Below are 25,258 nucleotides of genomic sequence, written 5' to 3'. Positions count from 1 at the left end.
CCAGGGATTGACTGGGATATCAGCCGCTCGCACGCTGGTCCACAGGGACGCACGAAGGCGACTCCGTGAGACGAAGGAGCGGTGATGGCCATGGATCCGGCGGCGGTGGCGCGGATGCTGGGCGTGGGACGCAACATCCTCGACGACCGGCTCGGCATCGAGATCGTCGAGGCGAGCGCCGAACGTGTCGTCGCCCGGATGCCCGTCGAGGGCAACACGCAGGTCTACGGAACGCTGCACGGCGGGGCGTCCTGCGTGCTGGCCGAATCCGCGGGCTCCTGCGCCGCCGCGGTGCACGCGGGCCCCGAGCGCATGGCCCTGGGCATCGAACTCAACGTCTCGCACCACCGGACGGTCACCGAGGGCGTGGTCACGGCCGTCGCCACCAAGGTCTCGGCGGGCCGCACGCTGGCCACCTACGACGTGGTCGTCACCGACGAGCGCGACCGCCGCGTCTGCACCGCTCGCGTGACCTCGATGCTGCGCGACCGTCCCCGGCCCGCGACGCCGCGAGGCGAGGTCGCGTGAGCGCCGCGGCGACCGAACTCCTGCTGGCCAGGGGCAGCGCCCCCGCCCGCCGGGCCGTGCACCGAGCGCGGCGGACCTGAGCGTTCGATCGTCAGGAGTCGGTGCGGGCGCGGGCGATGACGACGGGGCAGTGCGCGTGGTGGATCACGCCGTGGCTGACCGAGCCGAGGCCCAGCGCGGCGAGCCCGCCCTGGCGGCGCGGTCCCACGACGAGCAGATCCGCCTCGCGCGAGGCGTCGCACAGCGCCGTCACCGGGTGCTCCCGGACGACCTGCTCGGTCGCCTCGACATCCGGGTAGGTCTTGCGCCAGGGGGCGTGGGCCTCGATGAGCCGCCAGCGGATCTTCTCCTCGATCTGCCTGTCGTCCAGCGCCCGGTTCGCCTCCGCGTAGGCCGCCGACACCTCCCAGGCGTTCACGACACGGACCCGGGACCCGCGGGCCGCGGCCGCCTCGAAGGCGTAACGGAGCGTCTCGGTCTCGTCCCCGTCCAGCGCGAGCCCGGCGACGATCTCACCGTGCTCGCCGCCGTCGGCGCCGCGGACGATCACGACCGGCCCGGCGGTGTGCCCGGCCATGGTCAGCCCGGTCGAGCCGAGCAGCAGGCTGCTGAAACCGCCCAGCCCGCGATGCCCGAGCACCAGCTCGAACGCCTCCTCGGACAGCTCGCACAGCGCCCCGGTGGCGCGTCCGGTGAGCAGCCGGGTGCTCACCTCCACCTCGGGCCGCCGCTCGCGGGCGATCTCCTCGGCCTGCGCGAGCATCTGCCGGCCCGCGTCGGTCAGCGCGTCCACCGCCTGGGGCGCCGCGAACAGCGGCGCGGCGTACAGGGCGCTGTCCAGGGAGTGGACGATCAGCAGCGGCCGGTGCCGTACGGCGGCCTCGTCCGCCGCCCATTGCACGGCGCGGTGGGCGCTGTCGGATCCGTCGGTGCCGACGAGGACGGGCTCTGTCATGTCACTGGCTCCTTCGCGGTTCGCCGGGGCCCTGCTTCTCCAAGGCGACGCTAGGCGGCCCGGCCGCGCTGGTGCGCGGGCCAAGGTCCCTACCCGCTCCGGCGATGGTCACCTCCCACCGGGACGCAGGGACCGGCGACCCGGCCTGCGGGAGCCGGGACCTTCGTCCCTGTCTCCGATGCCCATCGCACCCGGTCGGGAGCGCCGTCGCCCGACAGGCTGGGGAGAGGACACACGCGCGAAGGAGGAGGTGCGGGGCCGTGGAGACCAAGCAGTGGTCCGTGGACATCTACATCAACGAACACGGCGACGACACCGGCGTCAGGGCCGTCCTCACGTCGGCGACGGCCACGAAGGTGGAGGGGGTCGGCCATGCCCGGCGCCACCCACGGGACCGGAACGTCCCCGAGATCGGCGACGAGCTGGCCGTCGGCCGCGCGCTCATCGACCTGGGCGCCCGGCTCGTGCGGATGGCCGACGTGGACATGGAGGCCGTCGCCCGGCAGCGTTGAGCGGAACGCCCGTACGCGGACGGCCGGGGCGCCCGGGTCTCACAGCCCGAAGGTCTTGCCGATGATGTCGCGCTGGATCTCGCTGGTGCCGCCGTACACGGTGGACACGACGGTGGACCGCAGCAGCCGTTCCATGCCGTACTCGGTGGCGTAGCCGTAGCCGCCCATCATCTGCATGCCGTCGAGCGCCATCGCCTTGGCGACCTCGGTGGCCTTGAGCTTGGCCATGGACGCCTCGCGCGGCAGCATCCGCTCCGGATCCGCGTCGATCTTCCGGGCGACGTCGTGGACCAGCAGGCGCGTGCACTCCAGCTCCGTGGCGTGGTCGGCGATCCGGTGCCGCAGCGCCTGGAAGGAGCCCACCGGACGGCCGAACTGCCGGCGTTCGCGCACGTAGGCGACCGTGTCGTCGAAGGCGCGGCGCGCGGTGCCCAGCATCATCGCGGCCAGGATCATGCGCTCCAGGTTCAGCCCCGCGGTCAGCTGCCGCCAGCCCTGCCCGACCTCGCCGACGACCGCGTCCTCCGGGAGGAGGCAGTCGGTGAAGTACAGGTCGTTGACCTCGCGTCCGCCCATCGTGTCGATGCCGTGAACGGTCAGGCCCTCGGCTCCGGCGGGGACGGAGAACATGGTCAGGCCGTCGTGCCTGCCGCCGGAGGTGGACGTGCGGGCGACCAGCAGGATGTGGTCGGCGATGTGCGCGTTGGAGCACCAGGTCTTCTGGCCGTTGATGAGCCAGCCGTCCCCGTGCCGTTCGGCCTTACAGGTCAGCGCGGCCACGTCGGATCCGGCGCCCGGCTCGGACATCGAGATCGCCAGCACCCGGCCGCGCAGGAAGTCGCCGAGCACCCGGCGTTTCTGCTCCTCGGTGCCGAACTTCTGGTAGGACGCCGCGGTGATCGCCGAGGTGGCGAAGCCGCCGATCGGGGCCTGCCAGTAGCCGGTGGCCTCCAGCAGCAGCACCAGGTCGACCATGCCCTGGCCGGCGCCGCCGTACTCCTGCGGCACCGCGACCCCGAGCCAGCCGAGGCCGGCCATCTTCTCGTACAGTTCCGCGCTGTGCGGCTCCCGGCCGCCGTCGGTGAGCTTGAGCCACCGGTCGCGGTCGCCGACCTCGCGGCGGCAGAAGTCGTTGACGGCGTCGACGAAGTCGCGCTGCTCGTCGGTCAGCGTGGTCACGAGGACCGCCCTTTCGCGTAGAGCCCGTCGATCTCGGCGGCGTAGCGCTGCTCGACGACCGCCCGCCGGAGCTTCAGGGTGGGGGTGAGTTCTCCGCCGTCCGGGGTCCAGGGACGGTCGACCAGGTGGAACGCCTTGATCTGTTCGGGGCGGGACAGCGCTTCGTTGGCCTCCCGGACCGCGGCGGAGACCTCCTCGTGGATCCGCGGGTCGGCGGCCAGCTCCGCGAAATCCGTGGCGGGCAGCCCGTGCGCGGCGGCCCACACCGGTGCGGCCTCCTCGTCCAGCGCCACCAGCGCCGTCAGGTAGGGGCGGCGGTCGCCGACCGCCGCGACATGCCCGATCAGGGGATGCCTGCGCAGCAACGACTCGACGCGGCCGGGGGCGATGTTCTTGCCGCTGGAGGTGATGATGATCTCCTTCTTGCGGCCGGTGATGCGGAGCATGCCGTCGTCGTCGAAGGTGCCGAGGTCGCCGGTCGGCAGCCAGCCCTCGGCGTCCACGGCCGGTTCGACGCGCCCGTCCGGCTGCAGGTAGCCGGGGAACACCAGCGGCCCGCGCACCTCGATCTCGCCGTCGGCGGCGGCCCGTACCTGCATCCCGGGGACGGGCAGGCCCACGGTGCCGGCGCGGTAGCGGTCGGGGTAGGTCGTGGTGGCGGCTCCGGTGGTCTCCGACAGCCCCCACACCTCCGTGATCGTCATGCCGAGGCTGCCGAAGAACTCCAGCACCTCGGGCGGGATCGGGGCCGAGCCGCTGCCCAGCCGCAGCGCCTCGGCGAGCCCGAGCCGCTCGCGCAGGGGGCGCAGCACGAGCTTGTCGGCGTCGGCCAGCGCGGCGGCGAGTTCCCCGGGCAGCGCTGTGCCGTCGGCCCGGATCCGGTACGCCTCGGCGGCCAGCCCGCGCGCCCGGTCGACCGCCGTCCGCAGGTCTCCCTCCAGGCGGGACAGCTCGTGCTGGACGGCGGCGGCGAACTTCTCCCACACCCGGGGCACGCCGAAGAACCCGTGCGGCCGCACCGCCGTCAGCGTCGCCGGGAGCTGGGCGGGATCGGGGCAGATCGTGACGTGCCCGGCGCTGTAGACCGGCAGGTACATGCCGAGCACCCGTTCGGCGACGTGGGCCAGCGGCAGGTAGGCGATCGTCCGCGGATGCGGCGGCACGGGCTGGATCAGCTCCTGGAGGGCGCACTGGTAGAGCACGTTGCCGTGGGTGAGGACGACGCCCTTGGGGTCCCCGGTGGTGCCGGAGGTGTAGATCATCGTCACCGGGTCGTCCAGCCCGACCGGTTCGAGCGGTTCCGTGGCGGGCGGTGTCGCCGCGAGTTCGGCGAAGGGGACGTGGCCGTCGCCCGCGCCCTCGACGACCACCACCGCCCTCAGCTCCGGCATCGCGGCCAGCGCCTGCCGCCAGCGCCGCAGTTCGGCGGGGCCTTCCAGCACCACGACGGTGGCGGCGCTGTGCAGCGCGATCTGGTGGATCTGCTCGGGACTCAACGTGGCGTAGGCGGTGCAGGGGATGGCGCCGAGCTGGACGGCGGCGAAGTCGGCGATCCAGTGCTCGGGACGGCTGGACATGCCGATGAGCATCCGCTCGCCGCGCCGCAGTCCCAGCGCCCGCAACCCGCTCGCCACGGCCCGCACCCGGTCGTGCAGCCGCCGCCAGGTCAGGGTGCTCCCGTCCGCTCCGGTCAGGGCCGGCAGGTCGCCGTACTCCTCGGCGTTGCGCCGCAGCAGCGCCCGCACCGTCTGCGCGCCCACCGCCGCGTGCACGTCGGCTGCAGTGATCATCCTCGCTCCCTTCGCCGGGACGGCCGGGCGCACCCATCACAACCCGAACGCCATTCGGCTGTCAATAGATCCGAATGAGCACTTACTTTTTTCGTTGTTTGCGCAGATGAGATTGGGGTGGGCGCGCGAAGATCTCTGGTTTCGCGGTTCACAGCGCCGCGTTACACTCGGCGCCATGCCGCCCCGCCAGCGCCCACGCCCCAAGGACCGGAAGGAGTCGATCGCCCTCGTCGCCGCGCGGCTGTTCTGCGCCCGCGGCTACCACAACGTCGGCATCGAGGACATCGCCCGGGAGGTCGGCATCACCGGCCCGGCGATCTACCGGCACTTCCCGACCAAGCAGGACGTGCTCGCCGCGGCCGTCCAGGAACTGGGCCTGCGGTTCGCCGAGCGCGTCGAGTCCGGCGCCCGGGGGGACGCGCCCGCCGACCGCCTGCGGGCCGCACTGCGGGCGCTGGTGCGTTACGGCCTGGAGCGGCGCACCGTGGCGCGGCTCTACCAGTGGGAGGGCCGCCATCTCGACGCCGAGCGGCAGGCGGTGCTGGCCGCGCCGTTCGACCGCGCCGTGCGCACGCTGCGCGGACTGCTGCTCGACGTGCGGCCCGAGCTGTCGCGGCGGGACGCCGCGCTGCTGGTGGCCGCGGCGCTGAGCGTGATCGCCAGCCCCGCCACCCACCGCGCGAGCCTGGCCAGGGCCAAAGCCGAACGCACCCTGCTGGACTGCGTCGACGCCGTGATCGCCGTCGACCTGCCCGCGCCGCCCGCCGAGGCGCCGCCGCGGCGCCGGCACCCGGACCGGTTCGCACTGCTGCCCCGCCGCGAGCGGCTGCTGGCCGAGGCGGTGCGGCTGTTCCACGAGCACGGCTACCACCAGGTGAGCATGGCCGACATCGGCCGCGCCGCCGGGATCACCGCCTCCAGCGTGTACACGCACTTCACGGGCAAGGCCGAGCTGCTGGCCGCCGCCTACGACCGCGCCACCGGCCGTCTGGAGGACGCCGTCGCCGAGGCGCTGGTCGACGCGGGCTCGCCGGAGCGGGCGCTGCGCCGGCTGGTCGACACCTACGTCCGGCTCACGTTCGACCAGGCGGACCTGGCCGCGGTCTACGTCTCCGAGAGCGAGAACCTGGCCCCGCCCGACCTCCGGCGGCTGCGCGCCGCGCAGCGCAGGCACGTCGACACCTGGATCGGCCTGGTCGCCGAGCTGCGCCCCGGGGAGGAGCCGGCCGCGATCCGGTTCCGGGTGCACGCGGCGCTGAACGTCGTGACCGACCTCGCCCGCTCCGCCGGCCCGTCGGCGACCGAGCCGAGGACCGCCGCCCTGCTCGGCCCGATGCTGGAGCCGCCGGACCGCACGGCCGACGCGGCCGGGGTCAGCCGGACGGCGGGGGCGCCTTCCGGTCGGCGATGGCGGTGAAGATCTCCACGCACCCGGCCACGAGCTCGGCCTCGCTCAGCCGCAGCGCGCCCGACAGCCAGGCGGACAGGGTCTGCGCGAGGCCGCCGACCATGAACTGCGCGACCAGTCCCAGCTCCGGGGTGTCCGGGACGCCGTAGGACTGGCGCGCCTGCCCGCTGAGCAGGCGCGCGAAGAACCGCGAGGACTCCACCCTGCGCCGGGCCAGCAGCGGGTCGGTCAGCGTGACCGAGAACAGCACCCGCCCGTGCCGCCGGTCCTCGGCGACCGCGCGGACGAGCTCGGCGAGCCCGGCGCGGATCTTCGCCTCGGCGGCCGGTCCGGCGGCCTCGACCGCGGCCAGGGCCCGGGTGGCGATGGTCTGCACGACGTGCTCGTGGACGGCCGCCACCAGCTCGTCGCGGTCGGCGAAGCTCTCGTAGAAGTAGCGGGGGGTCAGCCCCGCCCGCCCGCACACGCGGCGCACGGTGAGCTGGTCTCCCTCGGTGCCGCCGAGCAGGTCCAGCCCGGCCTCGACGAGCTGCGCCCGGCGTTCGGCCTTGCGGTCGGCGCCGGTCACCCCTCCGTAGACCCGCATCTCAGAAGCACCCATGCGGCCATCTTGACAGACCCGCCGGAGAGCCCTTCACTATCTGAAAACGAACGTTATCAGATCACCGGAGGCGCCATGCCCCCCACCGAACCGGTCCCGTTCGACCGGAAGGCGATCGTCGGCGCGGCCCTGCTGGCCGGCGGCGCCAACGTGATCATGCAGCTGGCCCGGCCCGGGGTCGGGTACGGAGTGATCGAGAGCCCCGTGGAGAGCGGGCAGCTGCACCGCCACCCGATCAAGCGGGCCCGGACGACGTTCAGCTACCTCGCCGTCGCCATCATGGGCACCCCGCAGGAGAAGGCCGCCTTCCGCAAGGCGGTGAACAAGGCGCACGCGCAGGTCCGCTCGGGCCCTGCCAGCCCGGTGCCCTACAACGCCTTCGACCGCGAGCTGCAGCTGTGGGTCGCGGCCTGCCTGTACCGGGGGCTGGAGGACACCTATCGCTCGTTCATCGGCCCCATCGACCCCGGCGAACGGGAACGGCTCTACCGGTCGGCCGCGACCCTCGGCACCACCCTGCAGGTGCGGCCGGAGGACTGGCCCCCCGACCGCGCCGCCTTCGAGGAGTACTGGCAGCGGGAACTGAAGAAGATCGCCATCGACGAGCCGGTGCGCCGCTACCTCGGCGACCTGGCCGACCTGCGGTTCCTGCCCGGTCCGGTCAGCCTGCTGTTCGGACCGGCCAACCGGTTCGTCACCACGGGATTCCTGCCGCCGGAGTTCCGCGAGCAGATGAGGCTGCCCTGGAGCGACCGGGACCAGCGGCGGTTCGACCGGCTCGTCACCGCGCTGCGCGCCTTCGTGCGCATCCAGCCCCCGGTGCTGCGGCGGTTCCCGTTCGACCTGCTGCTGTGGGACGTGCGGCGGCGCATGCGCACCGGCCGTCCACTGGTCTGACGACATCGACGAGGATCGACGAGGAGTTGGGTCTACTTCGACGACATGGTGGAGAACACCCTCGTCCCGCACCGGGTGGCGCACGACGTGCTGGACATGCTGGACCGGGTGCCGCCGGGGACGCCGGCCCTGCTGCGGCCGCTCGCGGCGCCCGCCGGCCTCGCCGCCGGGCGGCTCGTCCGCTTCATCACCGTCGGCACGCTGCCCCCGGCGGCGCGCGACAAGCTCGGGCTGTCGTGGAGCCGCGCCGACGACCGGCGCCTGCGCGCCGTCTGCCGGACCATCGCCGTCACCACCGCGCGGCTTCCCGAACGCCTGCGCTACATGCCGATCGCGTACCGGGCGCGGCAGGCCGCCCGGGCGCGGCAGCGTCTCGACCAGGCCCTGGCCGACCGCCCGCTCTGAAGTTATCGGCGATCCGCCAACAAGGCGCCCGAGTCCATGACCACGATCGCCCGTGCCGTCGAGCCCTCGATGTCACCGAGATAGACGGTGCGCACGGTCGCGGTCGCGTCGGCCTTGCGGCCTCGGAGGCGAGGGGTCCGGAGCCGACGCTCCGGCATGTGACCAGGGCAGTTGCCGGTGCGCGGTGGCCGTTTGGCTCAGCGCATGCAAAGCGCGCCGCGATGGCGGCGTGGTAGTCCGAGCCGCAGAGCGCCTGACGTTCCCTCGGGACGGCGAGTGCCGTCTGAGCCGGGGGCGCTCAGTCCGACGACCGGACGAGCGCGGCCACGGTCTGCTCCAGCCGCCTCATCTGGGCCGTGTCCCCGACGAGGGAGCGGACGACGGCCAGGAACTCCTCCAGGCCGTTCGGGAACTCCAGGCAGGTCCGCACGATGGAGTGGACGTCCAGATTCGGCTGCGGGCGGCGCGCGATGCGTATGGCGATTTCCTGGCGCAGCGATCCGACGATCTGCTCCCTGCCGTCGGGCGAGGCCAGCAGCGGGATTTCCAGCAGCCGGTCCACGATTTCGAAGATGGGAGGCAGCGCCGGGCGGTCCAATTCGGGTTCCGCGGGCGCCGCCCGCGGCCCGGGCACCGTTTTCGACGGCTCGGTGTCCCGCGCCGTCGGGGCCAGTGGAGAGCCGCTCTCGGAGGATCGTTCGCCCACCGGTTCGCGAATGCACAGCCAGCCGTCGGCGTCGGTCTCCTTCAGCCGGATCTCGATCCGCCGGAACTCGGTCGGGTCGATCGCGCCGAGCCCTTCCTTGATCACTTCTCGGTAGAATTCGTCCGACGCCAGAATTCCCAGGTCGGCGGCGCTTTCGGTGAATGCCGCCTTGAACGACGGGGCGTCGAGCAGCCGCGCGGCGTGGTTCACCGTGACGCCGACCATGCCGTTGTCGTCCATCGTCAGGGGGCCGGCGTGCAGGGCGACGCGCAGCCGCATCTGCGCCTGTTCCACCGACACCTCGTTGTGTCTGCGCAGCTCGGCCCGCAGGTGATCGGGCAGGGGGTGGACGAGGCGCGCCGGGTCGGACGCCGGCGGCAGGATGATGATCGCGCCGTCCCCCCGGTCCTCCCGGTAGCAGTCGTCGTACGGCAGGCCGGACGCGCCGAAGCAGCGCGACAGCGCCTCGTACATGACCTCGCGCAGCCTGCGCTGAACACCGTCGGGCCGCTTCCCGAATCCGACGATGTCGCATGCGAAGATCGTGCAATGCCCGGAGGGGATCCATTCTTTCCGGGCTTCGCCGACTTCATCAACGCCGTCGCGCATCACTTCAGACTCCTTGGCGCGGTGATACCCCCACTGTGCACGCGCCGCGACGCTCACGGCAAGCTTTCTTTGATCATCTCGGCGTCCGCCATCGTCTTCACACGTGCCCGCGTCCTACCCTTGACGCATCGGGGGACCGTATGAGACCGGGCCGGGGATTTCACTGTGTCCTGCGACGCAGACCGACGTTCCGAATGGTGCTTAGCTTGATCGGAACGAGGGGACCTCTGCCCGAATGCCGGGGAGAAACGCATGGTGGAGGACGAGGGCAGGTTGTCGGCCCTGCCGCAGCGGGCGGTCGAGAGCCTGCGCAACAGGTCCGTCGAAACGGGGAAGGTGGAGCAGTCCACCGCCGAGATCGTCGAACTGCTCGCCGACGTGCCGGTGCTCCGGGAGGCGACGGGGCGCACGGTCCTGGCGCACTACATCAGCGAGGCGTCCGGCCTTCCGCTGATGCTGCCGGAACTGCCGAATCCGAAGTTCCATCTCTACAACCTCGTGCTGGCCTGCAGGGAGATTCCCGACGGGCTGCGCCTGCTGGTCAGCGGGGTGGAGTTCGTGGCCGGGCAGACGACGGCGGTGGCACGGCTGCGCAGGCTGGTCAGCCCGGTCCGCGAGCACCTGGAACCCGTGGCGGAGTCCCAGCTGGAGGACCTGCTGGCGGGGCTGCGCGTGCCGTCGCTGGCCCGGCTGTACTACGCGGCCACGGGCGGCGGCATCACGCACGTCCCGTTCCGCCTCACCGACGCCTGGGACGCGTTCACCGCCCTGCTGGACCACAACACCGCGCCCGACCGGCCGTCCCCCCACCTGGTCTTCATCGCCATGCTGCTGCGCACGATGCAGGCCCGCGAGGCCGCCGACGCCACCACCCCCGAGAACGCCTGGCGGCTCAAGCGGCTGCGCGAGTGGCTGGCGATGCAGACCGAGCGGCTCCGGATGGACGGGGCGACCGCACAGGCCGACTATCTGGACCGCATGCGGGACCGCACCCAGGACCTGGAGGCGCGTCCCGACAAGCCGATCTACCTCATCATCCAGCTCGAACCGATCCATGATCTGGTCGACGGCCACGTGATGTGCCGCCTGTCGCACTGGCGCCAGGTGCATCCGCTGGAGTGGCGTCCCGAACCCGGCGACGACCGGGTGGTGCCGCTGGACGAGGTGCCCCGGCACGTCGGCGAGCTGATCCGCGAGGCCGAGGAGGGCTGGGCCTACCAGCTGGACGACTCGCTGGTGCTGGAGTTCGTGCTCCCGATGGACATGCTCAACCTGGACCTCGAGCAGTGGACGCGCGATCTGCCCGACGCGCCGCATCCGGCGCCGCTGGGGTCGGAGTACGAGATCCTCATCCGCAGCCAGGAGCGGCTGCGCACGCTGCACATGCACCGCGCGTGGCGGCAGCGCTGGCAGGTGCTGGTCGACGGGGTCGAGTGCGTGACGTACTGGGCGACCGCGGAGGACCCCGCCCACCTGCGCCGGATGGGCCACCGGCTGCTGGGCAGCCGCGAGGTCGTCGCGTGCGTGCTGAGCGGCCCGCCCGACCGCGAGCCGGGGCGCAGCGAGCTGTGGATGGCGCTGCGGGCGGGGATCCCCGTGGTGCTCTGGCACCGGACGCAGGAGCCGCCCGCCGAAGTCCGGCGGGAGGTGCGCCGGATCGTCGAGCGGCGCGACTTCCGCGGCCTGCCCGCCGACATCAAGCGGCTGCGCGCGACCATGCCGGTGGTCGACGACCGTAACTGTCGTACGGATACGCAGGTCGCGCTGCTTTGGGACGACCCGCACCACTTCCTGGACGAAGCGGACACTCTTCGCGCCCCAGGATGATGATCTCGCAACGCGCACACATATCCCTCGAGGGGACACAATCGGCCTCCGCCCCCGCGCGGCACTATACGGCCTCATGGAGAGAGGATCGTCACCGCCGGAATCTTGCCAACCACTCTCAGAACGGGGATCCTCGACGATAGAGTCGGGTCGCCGCCATGGCTTTCTTTATTAAGCAGAACAATTCCGACGGGACCAGCGGGCCGCAGCAGGAGGGCGTTGCCGATGGCTGACGAGCTGTCCATGCCCCCTTCCCCCGGTGACGGGACAAATCCGCCCGGTTCACCGGAGGGATCGCCGGGGGCGTCGTCGACCGAACGCCCGGCCTGGTGGATCTACCGGGGCACGGGCCGTCCCCTCGCGGAAGGCGAACTCGCCGCCGCCCTGCCCCCGCCGCCCCCGTGGCGCACCTTCGACGGAGGGCCCGCGCTGCCCTCGCCGCCCGCCGACGAGCGCGACTTCGTCCGCAGGCTCGGCCCGACGGCCGGCGGCAGGCCCCGGCTTGCCGACCGCGAAGAGATCGACATCGTCAACACCGCGCTGCTGCTGCGGCGCCCCCTGCTCATCACCGGCGAGCCCGGGGTGGGCAAGTCCAGCCTCGCCTACCGCGTCGCCCGCGAGCTCGGGCTCGGCAGGGTGCTGCGGTGGCCGGTCAGCAGCCGCAGCACGCTGCGCGAAGGGCTGTACGAGTACGACGCCATCGGCCGGGCGCAGGACGCCGCCACGGCCCGCCAGCTGGCCGGTTCCGGCCGGGGGCCGCACTCCGGGCCCGAGGCGGACGACGCGCGGCGGGCACGGCCGGTCCGGGACGGCCGCGCGGACGGCGACGCGAACGGCGGCGACGCGGCCGGGGCGACCGCCGACACCGGGCTGGGCAACTACCTGCAGCTCGGCGCGCTCGGCACCGCGCTGCTGCCGTACGAGCTGCCCCGGGTGCTGCTGATCGACGAGCTCGACAAGAGCGACATCGACCTGCCGAACGACCTGCTCGACGTCTTCGAGGAGGGCGAGTACCGGATTCCGGAACTGGTGCGCGTCGGTGCCCGCGAACCCGTCGTGACGGTGCACACCGCCGATCCCGGCGGCACCGCCGAAATCGTGCGGGGGCACGTGCGCTGCCGTGCCTTTCCCCTCATCTTCATCACCAGTAACGGCGAACGCGACTTTCCTCCCGCCTTTCTCCGGCGCTGCCTTCTCTACACCATGAAGGAGCCGGACGAGGCGCGCCTGGCCGATATGGTCTCGGCGCATTTCACCGACAGTTCCGACGAGCGGACCCGGCAACTGGTCCGCAGGTTCCTGGAATACCGCCGCAGCCAGGGCCGGCTCGCCGCGGACCAGCTCCTCAACGCCGCCTACCTGACCAGTTCGGGACGGCACATCCCCGGCGACGAGTGGGAGCGGGTGCTGGACCTGGTCTGGCAGCGCCTGAATCCCGAGGCGGCCGCTGAGTGAACGAACCGTCCGCCGAATCGCCGGTGCGTCCGAAGGCCCCCGACGCGCCGCGGCAGCGGCCTGTCTGGTTCGAGGTCTCCGACGCGATCTGGCTGGCCGGTCACATGGCCGCCGCGGCGGACGCCTCGGACACCGCCTGCGCCCCGCCGTCCCCGCCGCCCCCGGCGGGGACGACGCCGCAGGGCGGGCGGCCCTCCGCCGCCGACGGCGACGGACGGCCCGCGGGCGGCGGGACCGGTCCCGGCACGGCGACGGACCGGCTCGGCGTCGACGGCGAGGCGCGCGCCCACGCGACGCGTCCACGCGAGGACCGTTCCGCCCGCGAGCGGACGGGCGTCCCGTCGTCGCTCAACGGCTTCACGTTCGGCGCCCCCGCCCCCGCGCGTCCCGCCCGGCCGGGCGAACGCGCCAACGGCGGCCACATGCGCGTGCCCAGCCCCGGCGGCCTCCTCGGCGACGACCCGTTCGCCGGGGTGCATCCGCTGCCCGACCGGCGCCGCATCGAGCAGGCGCTGCGGCCGTTCCGCAAGCCGGTGCCGTCCCCGCACGGAGACCCGGAGCTGAACGACGAGGCGACGGCCGTCCGCGCCGTCCAGGACGACCTGTGGCTGCCCGAGACGCGCCCCGCCCTGGAGCGGTGGCTGGACCTCGACGTGATCGTCGACGACGGCCCGCTGTCCGCGCTCACCCGCCCGGTGGCCGACGCGTTCGTCGACTGCGTCGGCCGGGTCGGGGCGTTCCGCACCATCCGCACCTACCTGCTCGACACCGACCGGCCGGGCCTGGTGGAGCCGACGCTGCGGCTGGCGGGCCGCCCGTCCGTCACCCGCCCGGCGGCGGGGCTCATCGGACGGGGGCGGCGCGAACGCAGGCTCCTCGTCGTCCTCACGGACGGCGTCGGGCGCGCATGGCATTCGGGCACCGCGCAGCGGCTGCTGGCCGGATGGGGGCGGCAGGTCCCGCTGGTCGTGGTCAACCTGCTGGCCCGCCGCCAGTGGCGGCGCACCGGGCTCGTCACCCGCCCCGCCAGGCTGTACGCGTCCGCTCCGGCCGCGCCCAACCGCTTCTACCGGGTGCGCTACCCGTCCGCGCCGTCCGGCGGCCACCCCTCCGCGCCCTCGGGCGACGGGGTGCCGGCCGCCGGAACGCCGCCACGGTTCGCGGCGGGCCGGCCGGTACGCGACGAACCGTGGCCGCCGGTCGTCCACGACACGGGGGCGCCCGGCCCGTCCCATGTCCACATCCCGGTGATCGAGCTCAACCCCGGCCAGCTCGCCGGCTGGGCGCGTTTCGTGGCGGGGTCCCACGGCAGCTGGTTCGGCGCCGTGGCGGTGTGCGACACCCGCTCGGTCGGGCAGCCCCCGTCCTGGCGCCCGGACGACGACGAGGACACCGGGACGTCGGCCGCGTCCGCGCCCGAGCTCGTCCGGCGTTTCCGCGCGGCGGTCAGCCCGGCCGTGTTCTCGCTGGCCGTGCATCTGGCGGCGGCGCCGCTGAACGCGCCCGTCATGCGGCTCGTCCAGCGGACCATGCTGCCGCGGTCGCGGCCCTCGGATCTGGCCGAGCTGGTCGGCAGCGGCCTGGTGCGCCGCGTCGGCACCGGCCGCGCCCCCGGCACCGAGGCGCCGGAGGAGGTCACGCTCGACTTCGTCCCCGGCGTCCGGGACGAGCTGCTGGCCAGCGGCCGCCGCTCCGACACCACGCAGGTCCTGCTCATGGTGGGACGGCATCTGGGTGATCGGGTGGCCGGGCTGCGCGACCTGATGGCCATGGTCACCGAGCCGGAGCGCGCGGACCCGCCGGAGATCAGCTCCGAGCTGGTGCCTTTCGCCGTACCGACGCTGCATGTGCTCCGCGCGCTGGCGGGCCCTTATCTCCGTGCCGCCAGAGAGCTCGAGTCCCGACTCCTCGGCTCGGCCCGGAGGAATGAGCCGCCTTCCACGACACAAAAAATTGATCAACGATCGGCGACGCCTCCACTGGACGCCAACGAAGCGGGTAGGAACGCCCCCATGCAGATGCAGACGCAGATGTTGGACGCCGCCGCGGACGGGGCCGTCGTCACCCGAGACATTCCCAAGCCTCCCCCACTTGGAGTCGGTGTGACCATTCGCAATATTCCTCAGGTGACTGACCGCAAGCCGTCCGACCCGCCCCCGGTATGGGGCAACGTTCCCCCGCAGAACATCAGTTTCACCGGACGCGAGGAACTGCTCGAACAGCTTCATCAGCGGCTTTCGCAGGGCACCACCGCCGTGTTGCCACAGGCGTTGCACGGAATGGGCGGCGTCGGCAAGTCGCAGATAGCCATCGAGTACGTGTACCGCCATACGGCGGATTACGACCTGATCTGGTGGGTCCGCTCCGAGCGTCCCGGGCAGATCCAGCAGGACCTCACCGAACTGGCCGCCGCGTTGAACCTGCCGGTGAGCCAGGAGGTCAACGTCGCGGTGCCGGCCGTGCGCGAGGCGCTGCGTCTCGGCCGCCCGTACCGCAACTGGCTCCTCATCTTCGACAACGCGGAGGAACTGGAGGACGTCCGGCAGTTCTTCCCCACCAACGGCCCCGGAAAGATTCTCGTCACGTCGCGGAACCAGGCGTGGACGAAGGTGGCCAATTCCCTTGAGGTCGATGTCTTCGCCCGCGAGGAGAGCAAGGCGCTGCTGCGCCTGCGCGGGCCGGACCTCGACGACGCCGCGGCCGACGAGCTCGCCGACGTCCTCGGCGACCTGCCGCTGGCCATCGCGCAGGCGGCCGTCTGGCTGGCCGAGACGGGAATGCCCGTCGACGAATATCTGCATCTGTTCAAGGAGAAGCACGAAAAGGCGACCGAACTGCTCCACGACGCGGCTCCGACGGCCTACGAACTGCCGGTCGCCGCGGCCTGGAACGTGTCGCTGGACCGGCTGCGCAGCAGCGAACCGGCCGCATTGCAACTGCTGCAGGTATGCGCCTTCTTCGCGCCCGAACCGATTTCTCTGCGGCTGCTGTCGGGCGCCCGCAACGTCGAGGGGCCGCCCGAACTGCTGGAGGCCCTGGGCGACCCCGTCCGGCTGGGCCGGGCGATCCGCGCGATCAACCAGTACGCCCTGGCCAAGATCAGCCACAAGCACAACACGATCCAGCTGCACCGCCTGGTGCAGCGGGTGCTGGTCAGCCAGCTCGACCCGGACGAGGCCGCGCTGCTGCGCCGGTGCGGCCACCAGCTCATGGCCAAGTTCGACCCCGAGGACCCGGTGCTGCCGACCAACTGGCAGCGGTACGCCGACCTGCTCCCCCACGTCCTCTACTCGCGCATCGTCGAGTCCGACGACGTCTGGGCGCGCCAGCTCGTCCTCAACGAGATCGACTTCCTCTTCCAGTGGGGCGACCACAAGGGCTTTCTGGAACTGGCCGAGGAGGCCGTCAACACCTGGACCCGGACGCTCGGCCCCGACCACGACCAGACCCTCGCCGCCGGGATCAAGCTGGGTCTCGCGCTGCGGCTGGACGGCCGTTTCGAGGAGGCCTACCAGCACCACGTGCGCGTCTTCGAGACCCAGAAGCGGGCGCACGGCACGGAGGACGAGCGGACCCTGGAGGCCCAGCAGTACGTCACCGCCGACCTGCGTTTCCTCGGACAGTTCGGCCAGGCCCTGGAGCACGACCGGCACAACTACGAGACGCTGCGGCGCATGTACGGGCCCGAGGACCCGATGACGTTGCAGCAGGCCCACCTGTACGCCGTCAGCCTGCGGCTCAACGGCGACGCCCGGGGCGCCCTCGACCTCGACCGCGAGACCTACCGGCACCTGGTGACGATCTTCGGTGAGACGCACGGCAGGACCCTGTCCTCGCTGGCCGCGATCGCCGTGGACGAGATGGAGTGCGGCGACTACGAGACGGCGCGGGACCTGACCCGGCAGAACGTCGAGCGGCTGGAGACCCATTTCGGCAGCAGCTTCACCGGGCTGGCCGAGGCGATGAGCGCCCTGTCGGTCATGGAGCGCAAGGCCGGCGACCACGAGCGGGCGTTCGAACTGTCCACCGAGGCGATCGAGCGCTACCAGGCCCGCTACGGTCCCTCCCACCCGGGGCGCATCTCCGCCACGCTCAACCACTCGGTCAATCTCCGCCAGGTCGGCAGGCTGGAGGAGTCCATCAAGCTGGCCCGCGAGACCGGACAGGACTTCCTGCGCACGTTCGGGCCCGATCACCCCAACACCGCGTCCGCCGATGTCAACCTGGCCGTGGCGCTGCGGCTGAACGGCCAGGCCGAAGAGGCCCGCAGGCTCGACGAGGCCGCTCTCGAGGTGCTGAGCCGGGTGCTGGGCCGCGACCACCCGCGCGCCATCGTGTGCGCGATCAATCTGGCCAGCGACCACTACGCCCTCGGAAACTGCCAGGAGGCGCTGGAAAGGGACCGGGCGGTCCTCGAAGTGGCTCAGCGTGTGCTGGGCGAATTGCACCCGACCGCGCTGGCCTGCGAGTTCAACCTCGCGCTCGATTTGCAGGCCCTGGGCGAGGAGCAGGAGGCCGCCGCCCGTTCCGCCCGCACCATCGACAGCCTGCGCAGGGTGCACGGCCCCAAACACCCGGCGACGCTGTCCGCGCAGCAGGGAAAGCGCGCCGACTGCGATATCTATCCCATCCCTGTGTAACCGGCGGGACGTGCAAGTACGGCGAGGATCGGAGTCCATCGAGGCGCGCCCTGACCCACAGGTGTTTCGATCTCATGCGCGCGGGGTAAGGTAGCTTGATCAGCGGGTCAACGCTTTTCCCTTACTCCGCCCGCACGCTCCCCCATCCCCTGTCCACCATCTGGACACGACCCGACATCGCGCGTATAGTAAATATGTACCGTAGTGTCTGAAATTTCAGGCTCTTCCTTTCGACAATCAGCGGCAGACAGGAGCGCGTCACAGGCGGCCGATCGTCGGTGAGCCTCATCACGGACAGCGCCGTCCCTCATCTACGAACGCCGCAATGCTCCCGAGGAGCGGAAGAGGTAATGGTCGGCCAAGGGGAGTGGAACGAAGCGTCGTGGCGCAAAAGCGTTAGATCCGGCAGCCACGAATCCGCCGGAGGCTGCGTTTGCGTTGCCGTGATCGGCTCGTGGGGCGCGATTCGGGACAGCAAGGATCCGGAGCCCAGGACGATCGTGATGCCCAAACCGGCGTTGCGCAGGCTCTTTGAGGAGGTCAAACGGGGGCGGCTGGATCTGCACTGAGCGCTGGTCCGCGGCGACCGCCGGCGGGGCCGTCGCGAGGACCAGCCGGATGGGGGCGCGCGGCGGTGCCGGAACGCGCCCCCGGTGCCGTCGGCGGCGTCAGCCCGCGAAGGCGTCGTTCTTGATGGAGCCGATGAAGCCGCGCCAGGCCGCGACCGACATCGACAGCCGCGGACCGTCCGGGTCCTTGGAGTCGCGGATCGCACGGGCACCGTCGACGGCCGCGACCTCGACGCACACGGCGAGGTTCGGGTCGCTGCTGTAACTGCTCTTCCTCCAGACGGTCGGAGAAACGCGCGAGTCAGTCATTTTTCACGCTCCTGTGATCGGTGTCGACAGGTGGTCCGTGTTCGGACCGTAAGGCGGGTGCCCACTGTCAACGTACCCAGTCAGCCCCGCGGGCAAATGGACATCACCACCTCTTGGCAGCGATATTTGACTCCCCGTCCCCGCCATACAATCCGGCATCGATAAGCATTTATGCGGATATCCTGCCATGGCACTTCTCGCAGCTCATCGGGCCTCTGCCGCAACCGCATCGATCCGCCTTATCGAGCTACGACCAGGCTCGCCGTGGAAGGTCTTCCCGTCCACCACGGGAATGGGCGCACAATTCTGCGGCCCGATGGTCGGCATTCAGAATATCTGTGGGCATGGAGGTCGGGTGGTACCATGACCGGCATGCGGATGGGTTCCTGTCGTCTCGGCTGGTGGCGCCCCTGAGGGGGCGGCACTGACCCATTCGCGTGTTCTGACCACACGGCCGCCCTGTTCGGGCGGCCGTCGCGTGTGTCCGCGTCCGGTGGCCAGGCCAGGGCGGCCCCGACCTCCACGGGAGCCATCGGACGATGCCACGACGTCTCACCGGGTTCACCCCGTCGGGTGACCTGCACTTCGGCAACTACATCGGCGCGATCGCGCCCATCGTCTCCGCGCAGGCGGACACGGACACGGTGGTGTTCATCTCCGACCTGCACGCGCTGACGCTGGAGCACGACCCGGCGCAGGTGCGGCGGCGGACGCTGGAGTTCGCGACCCTGCTGCTGGCCGCGGGCGCCGACCCCGACACGTGCCTGTTCCTCGTCCAGTCCCACGTCCCGCAGCACACCGAACTGCACTACCTGCTGGAGTGCGCCACGGGCTTCGGCGAGGCCCAGCGCATGATCCAGTTCAGGGAGAAGTCGCGCCGCGGCGGGCGCGTCCGGGTCTCGCTGCTGACCTATCCGATCCTGATGGCGGCCGACATCCTGCTCTACGACACCGACGAGGTGCCGGTCGGGGAGGACCAGAACCAGCATCTCGAACTGGCCCGCGACGTGGCCGAGCGGTTCAACGCCCGGTACGGGCCCACCTTCACGGTCCCCAAGGCCGTCACGCCGCCGGTCGCCGCGCGCGTCATGGACCTGGCCACGCCGGGCGAGAAGATGAGCAAGTCCGCCGCGTCCCCGGCGGGCGCGCTGCGGCTGCTGGACGAACCGCGGGTGCTGCGGCGCAAGGTGATGCGGGCGGTGACCGACGCCGGCACCGACGTGACGTACGACCCCGAGCGCAAGCCGGGCGTGTCCAACCTGCTGACGATCCTGGCCGCGTGCACCGGCGACACCCCGCAACGGGTGGCCGGACGCTTCGACCGCTACGGGGAACTGAAGGAGGCGGTCGCCGACGCGGTCGTCGCCACGCTCGCCCCCGTCCGGGAACGCTATCTGGAACTCGCCGACGACCCCGAGTACGTACGGGCCGCGCTGCGCAAGGGTGCCGAACGGGCGCGGGAGCTGGCGAGTGAGAGGATCCGAACGGCGAAGGCGGCCATCGGCCTGCTCCCGCCCTGAACACGGCGGGCGGGCGACGGTGGGCGACCACACCGCCGTGGGCAGGCCGGTGGTCCGCGTCCGATAGTCGGCGCGGCTGAGGGTAAAGCGCGGGGCATGAGCGACGCCGTAGTGATCGGAAGCGGGCCGAACGGGCTGGTGGCGGCCAACGTGCTGGCCGACGCGGGCTGGTCGGTGGACGTCCTGGAGGCGCAGCCCGAGCCGGGCGGCGGCGTGCGCAGCGACCGCGGCGCGCACCCCGACTTCGTCAGCGACGTGTGCAGCGCGTTCTATCCGATGGGCGTGGCGTCCCCCGTCATGCGCGCCCTGGAGCTGGAGCGGTACGGGCTGCGGTGGCGGCACGCCCCGGCCGTCCTGGCGCACCCGCTGCCCGGCGGACGCTGCGCCGTGCTGGAACGCGACGTCCACCGCACCGCCGAATCGCTGGAGGAGCTGGGCGCGGGCGACGGGGAGGCGTGGACGCGGCTCTACCGGCGCTGGGAGCACATCGGCGACGACCTGCTCGCGGCGCTGTTCGGGCCGTTCCCGCCGCTGCGGGCGGGTGCGTCGATGGCGGCGCGGCTGCGGGCGGCGGGAATGCTGCGGATGGTGCGCTTCCTGCTGTCGCCGGTGCGGCGGGCCGGCGAGGAGGAGTTCTCCGGGCCCGGCGGGCGGCTGCTGCTGGCCGGGTCGGCGCTGCACACCGACCTGTCCCCCGAGTCGACGGGCGGCACCGCGTTCGGCTGGCTGCTGACGATGATCGGGCAGCAGTACGGGTGGCCGGTGCCGGAGGGCGGCGCGGGCGAGCTGACGGGGGCGCTGGTGCGCCGGCTGGAGGCGCGGGGCGGACGTGTCCACTGCGACACCCCGGTCACCTCGGTCGTCGTGGCCGGTGGGCGCGCGGCGGGGGTGCGCACCGCGTCCGGCGAGACGGTACGGGCGGGCAGGGCCGTCCTCGCCGACGTCTCGGCGCCCGCCCTGTACGGAGGGCTCGTCGGCTGGGAGCATCTGCCGTCCGCGTTGCGCGCCGACATGCGCCGCTTCCAGTGGGACCTCGCGACGTTCAAGGTGGACTGGGCGCTGTCCGGCCCGATCCCGTGGTCGTCCCCGGGGGCCGCACGCGCCGGCACGGTGCACCTGGCGTCGGGGATGGACGCGCTGACCGGCTACTGCGCGGACCTGGCCACCGGCAGGGTGCCCGGCGAGCCGTTCATGCTGCTGGGGCAGATGTCCACGGCCGACCCGACGCGCTCGCCGTCGGGGACGGAGTCGGTGTGGGCGTACACGCATGTGCCCCAGCGCGTGACGGGTGACGCGGGCCCCGACGGGATCACCGGCGTCTGGGACGAACGCGAGAGCACGGCCATGGCCGACCGGATGGAACGGCTCATCGAGCGGTACGCGCCGGGCTTCCGCGAACGGGTCGTCGACCGCCGCGTCATCGACCCGCCCGCGTTCCAGCGGCACAACGCCAATCTGCGCAACGGCGCCCTGAACGGCGGGACGAGCGCGCCGCACCAGCAGCTGGTGTTCCGGCCGGTGCCCGGCGGGCTGGGCCGTCCGGAGACGCCGGTGCCCGGGCTGTACCTGGCGTCGGCGTCGGCGCATCCGGGGGGCGGGGTGCACGGCGCCTGCGGCGCGAACGCCGCCCGTGCCGCGCTGCGCGCGGACGGGCCGCTGGGGCGTCTGGTCGTCCGCCCGGCACTGGCCGCACTGCGACGCGGCGCGCACAGGAATTCGGGGACGCGCGGCCCGACGTGACGTGGTCGGAGTGCGCGGATTCCGGCCCGGTCGAACAGTCGGCTGATCAACGAGAGCCATTCCGATTCGCCGGACTTATCGGAGATGGCTGTCTACGCTCGCCTCATGCGTAGACGAATCGCCGGCGTGCTCGGCGTCCTGCTCGCGGTGGGTCTGGCCACCACGCCCGCGGCGGCCCTGGCCGAGCCGAGGCAGGCGGTCCCGGCCCCGGCCCCGGCCGGTGACCTGCGGGCCGACCTCGACGCGATCCTGGCCGACCCCCGCCTCGCCGACGCCGATGTCGGCGTGCTGGTCAGCGACGCCAGGACCGGCGCCGTACGGTACGCGCGCGGTGCCGACACCGCCCTGCTCCCCGCCTCCAATCAGAAGATCAACACCTCGACCGCCGCGCTGTCCCTGCTCGGCCCCGGCTACCGGTTCCGGACGAGCGTGCTCGCCGCGAAGGTGAACGGGTCCACGATCACCGGGAACCTGTATCTGAAGGGCACCGGCGACCCCACGATGCGGGCCGCCGAGTACGACGCGCTCGCCGCCCGGGTGGCCGCGCGCGGCGTCACCCGCGTCACCGGCGACCTGGTCGCCGACGACACCTGGTTCGACGCCGTCCGCACCCCGGCGCACTGGGACCCCACCGACCTGCAGTACGCCTACGCCGGGCCGATCTCGGCGCTGACCGTCTCCCCGAACGACGCCTACGACGCGGGCTCGGTCAAGGTGTCGGTCACCCCCGGCGGGCGGGGCGAGCCGGTCGGCGTGGCGCTCACCCCGCCCACCGACGCGGTGAAGGTCGACAACCGGGCCGTCACGGGACCGGCGGGTTCGGCGTCCACGCTGTCAGTCCAACGGGCCAACGGCAGCGACACCATCGTGATCCGCGGCTCGTACCCGGAGGGCGGGACGCGGTACGAGACGCTGCGCACCGTCCCGGAGCCGACCCTGTACGCCGCCGACGTCTTCCGCGACGCGCTGGCCGACCACGGCGTCACGGTCGACGGCACGGTCCGGCGCGGCGCGACCCCGGCCCGGGCCGTCCGGCTGGCCGACCGCGTCTCCATGCCGCTGTCGCAGCTGACCACCCCGTTCCTCAAGCTCAGCAACAACGTGATCGCCGAGATCCTGGTGAAGGCGATCGGCCGCAAGGCCAGGGGGAAGGGCACCTGGGAGGCGGGCCTGCCGGTGATCGAGCGGTACGTGCGGAGCCTGGGCGTGCCCGCCGGCCGGCTGGAGATGGCCGACGGGTCGGGGCTGTCGCGGCTCAACCGGTCGGCTCCCCGCGACATCACCACCGTGCTGCGCCGCGTCCAGACCAGGACGTGGTACCCCGCCTGGTACCAGGCGCTGCCGGTCGCCGGGGACCCGGACCCGCTGGTCGGCGGGACGCTGGCGAGCCGGATGCGCGGCACCCCCGCCGCCGGGAACGTGCACGCCAAGACCGGCACGCTGACCGGCGTGACGGCGCTGTCCGGCTACGTCCGCGAGCCGTCCGGACGCCGGCTCGTCTTCTCGGTGATGTTCAACGGGTACACGGGCGGCGCGCCCAAGGACATCGAGGACAAGATCGCCGTCCGGCTGGCGGGCGGAAGCGTCCGCAGCGTCATGGTCCAGGCCGACCACGGCGCGGACATCCGGCTCGAGTGCTCATGGACCGGATCCTGCTGATCTTTTCTTGACCCTTCCGTGGACCGCCGCGCCGTTCTGGGCACAGACCTAGGCGGGTGCCGGTCGTTCCCGCCACAGCGCCCCGGAGCGGCGCGGCCGGTGCCACGAAAGGAGACGCAGGACGATGATGCGCGTCATCGGCGCGGGTTTCCCGCGCACCGGCACGGCGTCCATGAAGGCCGCGCTGGAACGGCTGGGCTTCGGGCCCTGCTACCACATGTTCGAGGTCATGACCCATCCCGACCACGTCGACCGGTGGCTGTCGGCCGCGTCCGGCGCGACGCCGGACTGGGACCGGGTGATGGCGGGCTACGACTCGTGCCAGGACTGGCCCGCCAGCTTCTTCTGGAAGGAGCTCGCCGAGACATACCCGCAGGCCAAGGTGGTGCTGACCGTCCGCGACCCGCGGCGCTGGTACACCAGCTTCCGGTGGCTCAGCTCGCAGGCCGCGTTCCGCCAGATCGACCCGGAGGAGGCGCCCGAGGCCGTGCGGCCGTCCCTGGAGGGCATGCGGCGGATGCGGCCGCTGCTGGAACGGTTCGGCCGGGAGACCTTCGACGGCTGGCAATTCGGTACGGACCTGTCCGAGGCCGTGGCCCTGGACGGCTTCCACCGGCACGTCGCGAGGGTCCGTGAGACGATCCCAGCCGACCGGCTGCTGGTCTTCGACGTGCGCGAGGGATGGGAACCGCTGTGCCGGTTCCTGGACGTCGACGTGCCCGGCATCCCGTTCCCGCACCTGAACGAACGGGACGTCATGGAGGGCATGTTCCAGCGAATGGTGCGCGAGGGCCGCCTGCCCGCGCCCTTCACGACCGGCTCCTAGCCGATCAGCGGCGTCCGGGCCGCTTTCGTCCGGCCGCGTCGCGCAGGCCCCTCGGGAATTGCGCGGCGCGGCCGGTTCTGCCCATCGCGGGGCGCATTCTTTGTGTTTATTGACAAAGCTACCCGCAAGTATTGTTCGGCGGGGCACAAGCGCTCACTCTCGAATCAGCGCTGCACGTCACGCGCTCGCGTCCCACCCCTGTGCGGAGGTGCCCCGTGGCCCCGTCCCCCCGTCTCCGTCGATCGCTGCTGTTCCTCCTCGCGCTGCCCGCGACGATCTCGGCCCTCGTCCTCGGGCTGCTGTCCGTCCCCGCCTGGGCGGCGCCGATCCCCGACCGGATCGCCTCCCTGGGCGACTCGATCACCCGCGGGTTCAACGCCTGCGGCTGGTACGTCGACTGCCCGAGCCGTTCCTGGTCGACGGGCTCCACCACCGCCGTCAACAGCCACTACCTGAGGCTGCGGGCCCAGAACGCCTCGCTCGCCGCCTACAACGACGCCGCGACGGGGGCGAAGGTCGCCGCCCTCAACGGCCAGGCGCAGACCGCCGTCTCGCAGGGCGCCGACTACGTCACGATCCTGATCGGCGCCAACGACGTGTGCACCGGCTCCGAGTCGACCATGACGTCGGTCGCCGACTTCGAGACCCGGTTCCGCGCCGCCATGACGACGCTGCGCAACGGCCTGCCCGACGCGCAGATCTTCGTCGCCAGCATTCCCGACATCCGGCGGCTGTGGCAGGTCGGCAAGGACAACGGCACCGCGCGCACCGCGTGGTCGGCGTTCGGCATCTGCCAGTCGATGCTGGCCAACCCCACGTCCACGGCCGCCGCGGACGTCGCCCGGCGTGACCGCGTGCGGCAGCGCAACATCGCGTTCAACACCGTCCTGGCCGACGTGTGCGGCCAGTACGCCAACTGCAGGTTCGACGGCAACGCCGTCTTCAACTACCCGTTCGCCCTGTCGCACGTGAGCGGCTGGGACTACTTCCACCCGAACGAGTCCGGCCAGGCCGTCCTCGCGGCCGAGACCTACAAGGCCGGCTTCTGGTCCGCCGCCGCGAAGGGCTGACCGCGCCGCCCACGGGACGCCATCGGAGCCCGCTCCGGTGGCGTCCTCGTGCG

General features: G+C 72.2%; 19 protein-coding genes and 1 pseudogene. 14 read left to right on the top strand and 6 right to left on the bottom strand.

The window, feature by feature from the left end; translation table 11 throughout:
* Nucleotides 1-90: 90 nt before the first annotated feature.
* Nucleotides 91-528 (top strand): PaaI family thioesterase, encoded by a 438-nt coding sequence (locus ABZ801_RS36670; protein ID WP_360707300.1) that lies wholly within the window; start codon nt 91-93, stop codon nt 526-528.
* A 91-nt stretch (nt 529-619) separates the two neighbouring features.
* On the opposite strand, the gene ABZ801_RS36665 is transcribed toward ABZ801_RS36670, so the two are convergent.
* Nucleotides 620-1,483 carry a universal stress protein gene (locus ABZ801_RS36665; protein ID WP_360707244.1) on the bottom strand — a complete coding sequence of 288 codons (864 nt, stop codon included), beginning with the start codon at nt 1,481-1,483 and terminating at the stop codon, nt 620-622.
* A gap of 260 nt (nt 1,484-1,743) precedes the next feature.
* Here ABZ801_RS36665 and ABZ801_RS36660 point away from each other — a divergent pair, with 260 nt between their 5' ends.
* The gene (locus ABZ801_RS36660; protein ID WP_344943108.1) at nt 1,744-1,995 is read left to right on the top strand and encodes a DUF1876 domain-containing protein; all 252 of its coding nucleotides are present in this window, start codon (nt 1,744-1,746) and stop codon (nt 1,993-1,995) included.
* Between the two features lie 39 nt (nt 1,996-2,034).
* On the opposite strand, the gene ABZ801_RS36655 is transcribed toward ABZ801_RS36660, so the two are convergent.
* Both ABZ801_RS36655 and ABZ801_RS36650 read right to left on the bottom strand, forming a co-directional pair.
* On the bottom strand, nt 2,035-3,174 hold the full coding sequence (locus ABZ801_RS36655; RefSeq protein ID WP_360707242.1) for an acyl-CoA dehydrogenase family protein: 1,140 nt from the start codon (nt 3,172-3,174) through the stop codon (nt 2,035-2,037).
* Nucleotides 3,171-4,964 carry an AMP-dependent synthetase/ligase gene (locus ABZ801_RS36650; protein WP_360707239.1) on the bottom strand — a complete coding sequence of 598 codons (1,794 nt, stop codon included), beginning with the start codon at nt 4,962-4,964 and terminating at the stop codon, nt 3,171-3,173. The genes ABZ801_RS36655 and ABZ801_RS36650 overlap by 4 nt, the downstream gene beginning before the upstream one ends.
* 175 nt (nt 4,965-5,139) lie before the next feature.
* Between ABZ801_RS36650 and ABZ801_RS36645 the strand changes: the two genes are divergently transcribed.
* On the top strand, nt 5,140-6,381 hold the full coding sequence (locus ABZ801_RS36645) for a TetR/AcrR family transcriptional regulator (protein ID WP_360707236.1): 1,242 nt from the start codon (nt 5,140-5,142) through the stop codon (nt 6,379-6,381).
* Here the strand turns inward: ABZ801_RS36645 and ABZ801_RS36640 are convergent.
* Entirely contained in the window at nt 6,338-6,973 is a 636-nt protein-coding gene (locus ABZ801_RS36640) for a TetR/AcrR family transcriptional regulator (RefSeq protein ID WP_360707233.1), read from the bottom strand. The two genes, ABZ801_RS36645 and ABZ801_RS36640, sit on opposite strands and share 44 nt — an antisense overlap.
* Before the next feature lie 75 nt (nt 6,974-7,048).
* On the opposite strand from ABZ801_RS36640, the gene ABZ801_RS36635 reads away from it, so the two are divergent.
* Entirely contained in the window at nt 7,049-7,870 is an 822-nt protein-coding gene (locus ABZ801_RS36635; protein ID WP_360707230.1) for an oxygenase MpaB family protein, read from the top strand.
* A gap of 39 nt (nt 7,871-7,909) precedes the next feature.
* A pseudogene (locus ABZ801_RS36630) lies at nt 7,910-8,275 on the top strand (oxygenase MpaB family protein); the annotation flags it as partial.
* A 298-nt stretch (nt 8,276-8,573) separates the two neighbouring features.
* On the opposite strand, the gene ABZ801_RS36625 reads toward ABZ801_RS36630, so the two are convergent.
* Entirely contained in the window at nt 8,574-9,647 is a 1,074-nt protein-coding gene (locus ABZ801_RS36625; protein WP_360707227.1) for a hypothetical protein, read from the bottom strand.
* Between the two features lie 195 nt (nt 9,648-9,842).
* Here ABZ801_RS36625 and ABZ801_RS36620 point away from each other — a divergent pair, with 195 nt between their 5' ends.
* The 4 genes from ABZ801_RS36620 to ABZ801_RS36605 all read left to right on the top strand — a co-directional run bounded on the left by ABZ801_RS36620 (nt 9,843) and on the right by ABZ801_RS36605 (nt 18,081).
* A complete protein-coding gene (locus tag ABZ801_RS36620; RefSeq protein ID WP_344943060.1) occupies nt 9,843-11,417 on the top strand; it encodes a hypothetical protein in 1,575 nt (524 codons plus the stop codon).
* A 225-nt stretch (nt 11,418-11,642) separates the two neighbouring features.
* Nucleotides 11,643-12,872: a MoxR family ATPase gene (locus ABZ801_RS36615; RefSeq protein ID WP_360707224.1), complete on the top strand. Its 1,230-nt coding sequence runs from the start codon at nt 11,643-11,645 to the stop codon at nt 12,870-12,872.
* Nucleotides 12,869-17,512: an FxSxx-COOH system tetratricopeptide repeat protein gene (gene fxsT / locus ABZ801_RS36610; protein ID WP_360707222.1), complete on the top strand. Its 4,644-nt coding sequence runs from the start codon at nt 12,869-12,871 to the stop codon at nt 17,510-17,512. The genes ABZ801_RS36615 and fxsT overlap by 4 nt, the downstream gene beginning before the upstream one ends.
* Before the next feature lie 350 nt (nt 17,513-17,862).
* On the top strand, nt 17,863-18,081 hold the full coding sequence (locus tag ABZ801_RS36605) for a DUF397 domain-containing protein (protein WP_360707219.1): 219 nt from the start codon (nt 17,863-17,865) through the stop codon (nt 18,079-18,081).
* A gap of 99 nt (nt 18,082-18,180) precedes the next feature.
* Here the strand turns inward: ABZ801_RS36605 and ABZ801_RS36600 are convergent, their stop codons facing one another.
* A complete protein-coding gene (locus ABZ801_RS36600; RefSeq protein ID WP_344943051.1) occupies nt 18,181-18,390 on the bottom strand; it encodes a DUF397 domain-containing protein in 210 nt (69 codons plus the stop codon).
* 539 nt (nt 18,391-18,929) lie between these two features.
* On the opposite strand from ABZ801_RS36600, the gene trpS reads away from it, so the two are divergent.
* The 5 genes from trpS to ABZ801_RS36575 all read left to right on the top strand — a co-directional run bounded on the left by trpS (nt 18,930) and on the right by ABZ801_RS36575 (nt 25,205).
* The gene (gene trpS / locus ABZ801_RS36595; RefSeq protein ID WP_360707216.1) at nt 18,930-19,910 is read left to right on the top strand and encodes a tryptophan--tRNA ligase; all 981 of its coding nucleotides are present in this window, start codon (nt 18,930-18,932) and stop codon (nt 19,908-19,910) included.
* A gap of 96 nt (nt 19,911-20,006) precedes the next feature.
* Nucleotides 20,007-21,650: an NAD(P)/FAD-dependent oxidoreductase gene (locus ABZ801_RS36590; RefSeq protein WP_360707213.1), complete on the top strand. Its 1,644-nt coding sequence runs from the start codon at nt 20,007-20,009 to the stop codon at nt 21,648-21,650.
* 105 nt (nt 21,651-21,755) lie between these two features.
* On the top strand, nt 21,756-23,309 hold the full coding sequence (dacB, locus tag ABZ801_RS36585; RefSeq protein WP_360707210.1) for a D-alanyl-D-alanine carboxypeptidase/D-alanyl-D-alanine-endopeptidase: 1,554 nt from the start codon (nt 21,756-21,758) through the stop codon (nt 23,307-23,309).
* A gap of 124 nt (nt 23,310-23,433) precedes the next feature.
* Entirely contained in the window at nt 23,434-24,135 is a 702-nt protein-coding gene (locus tag ABZ801_RS36580; protein ID WP_360707207.1) for a sulfotransferase family protein, read from the top strand.
* 215 nt (nt 24,136-24,350) lie between these two features.
* Entirely contained in the window at nt 24,351-25,205 is an 855-nt protein-coding gene (locus tag ABZ801_RS36575) for an SGNH/GDSL hydrolase family protein (protein ID WP_360707204.1), read from the top strand.
* Nucleotides 25,206-25,258: the final 53 nt, after the last annotated feature.

This window comes from Actinomadura sp. NPDC047616, from assembly GCF_040642915.1.
Lineage (GTDB): Bacteria > Actinomycetota > Actinomycetes > Streptosporangiales > Streptosporangiaceae > Spirillospora > Spirillospora miaoliensis.
Note: the sequence above shows the minus strand (reverse complement) of the source record. Positions and strands in the feature narration are given on the sequence as shown.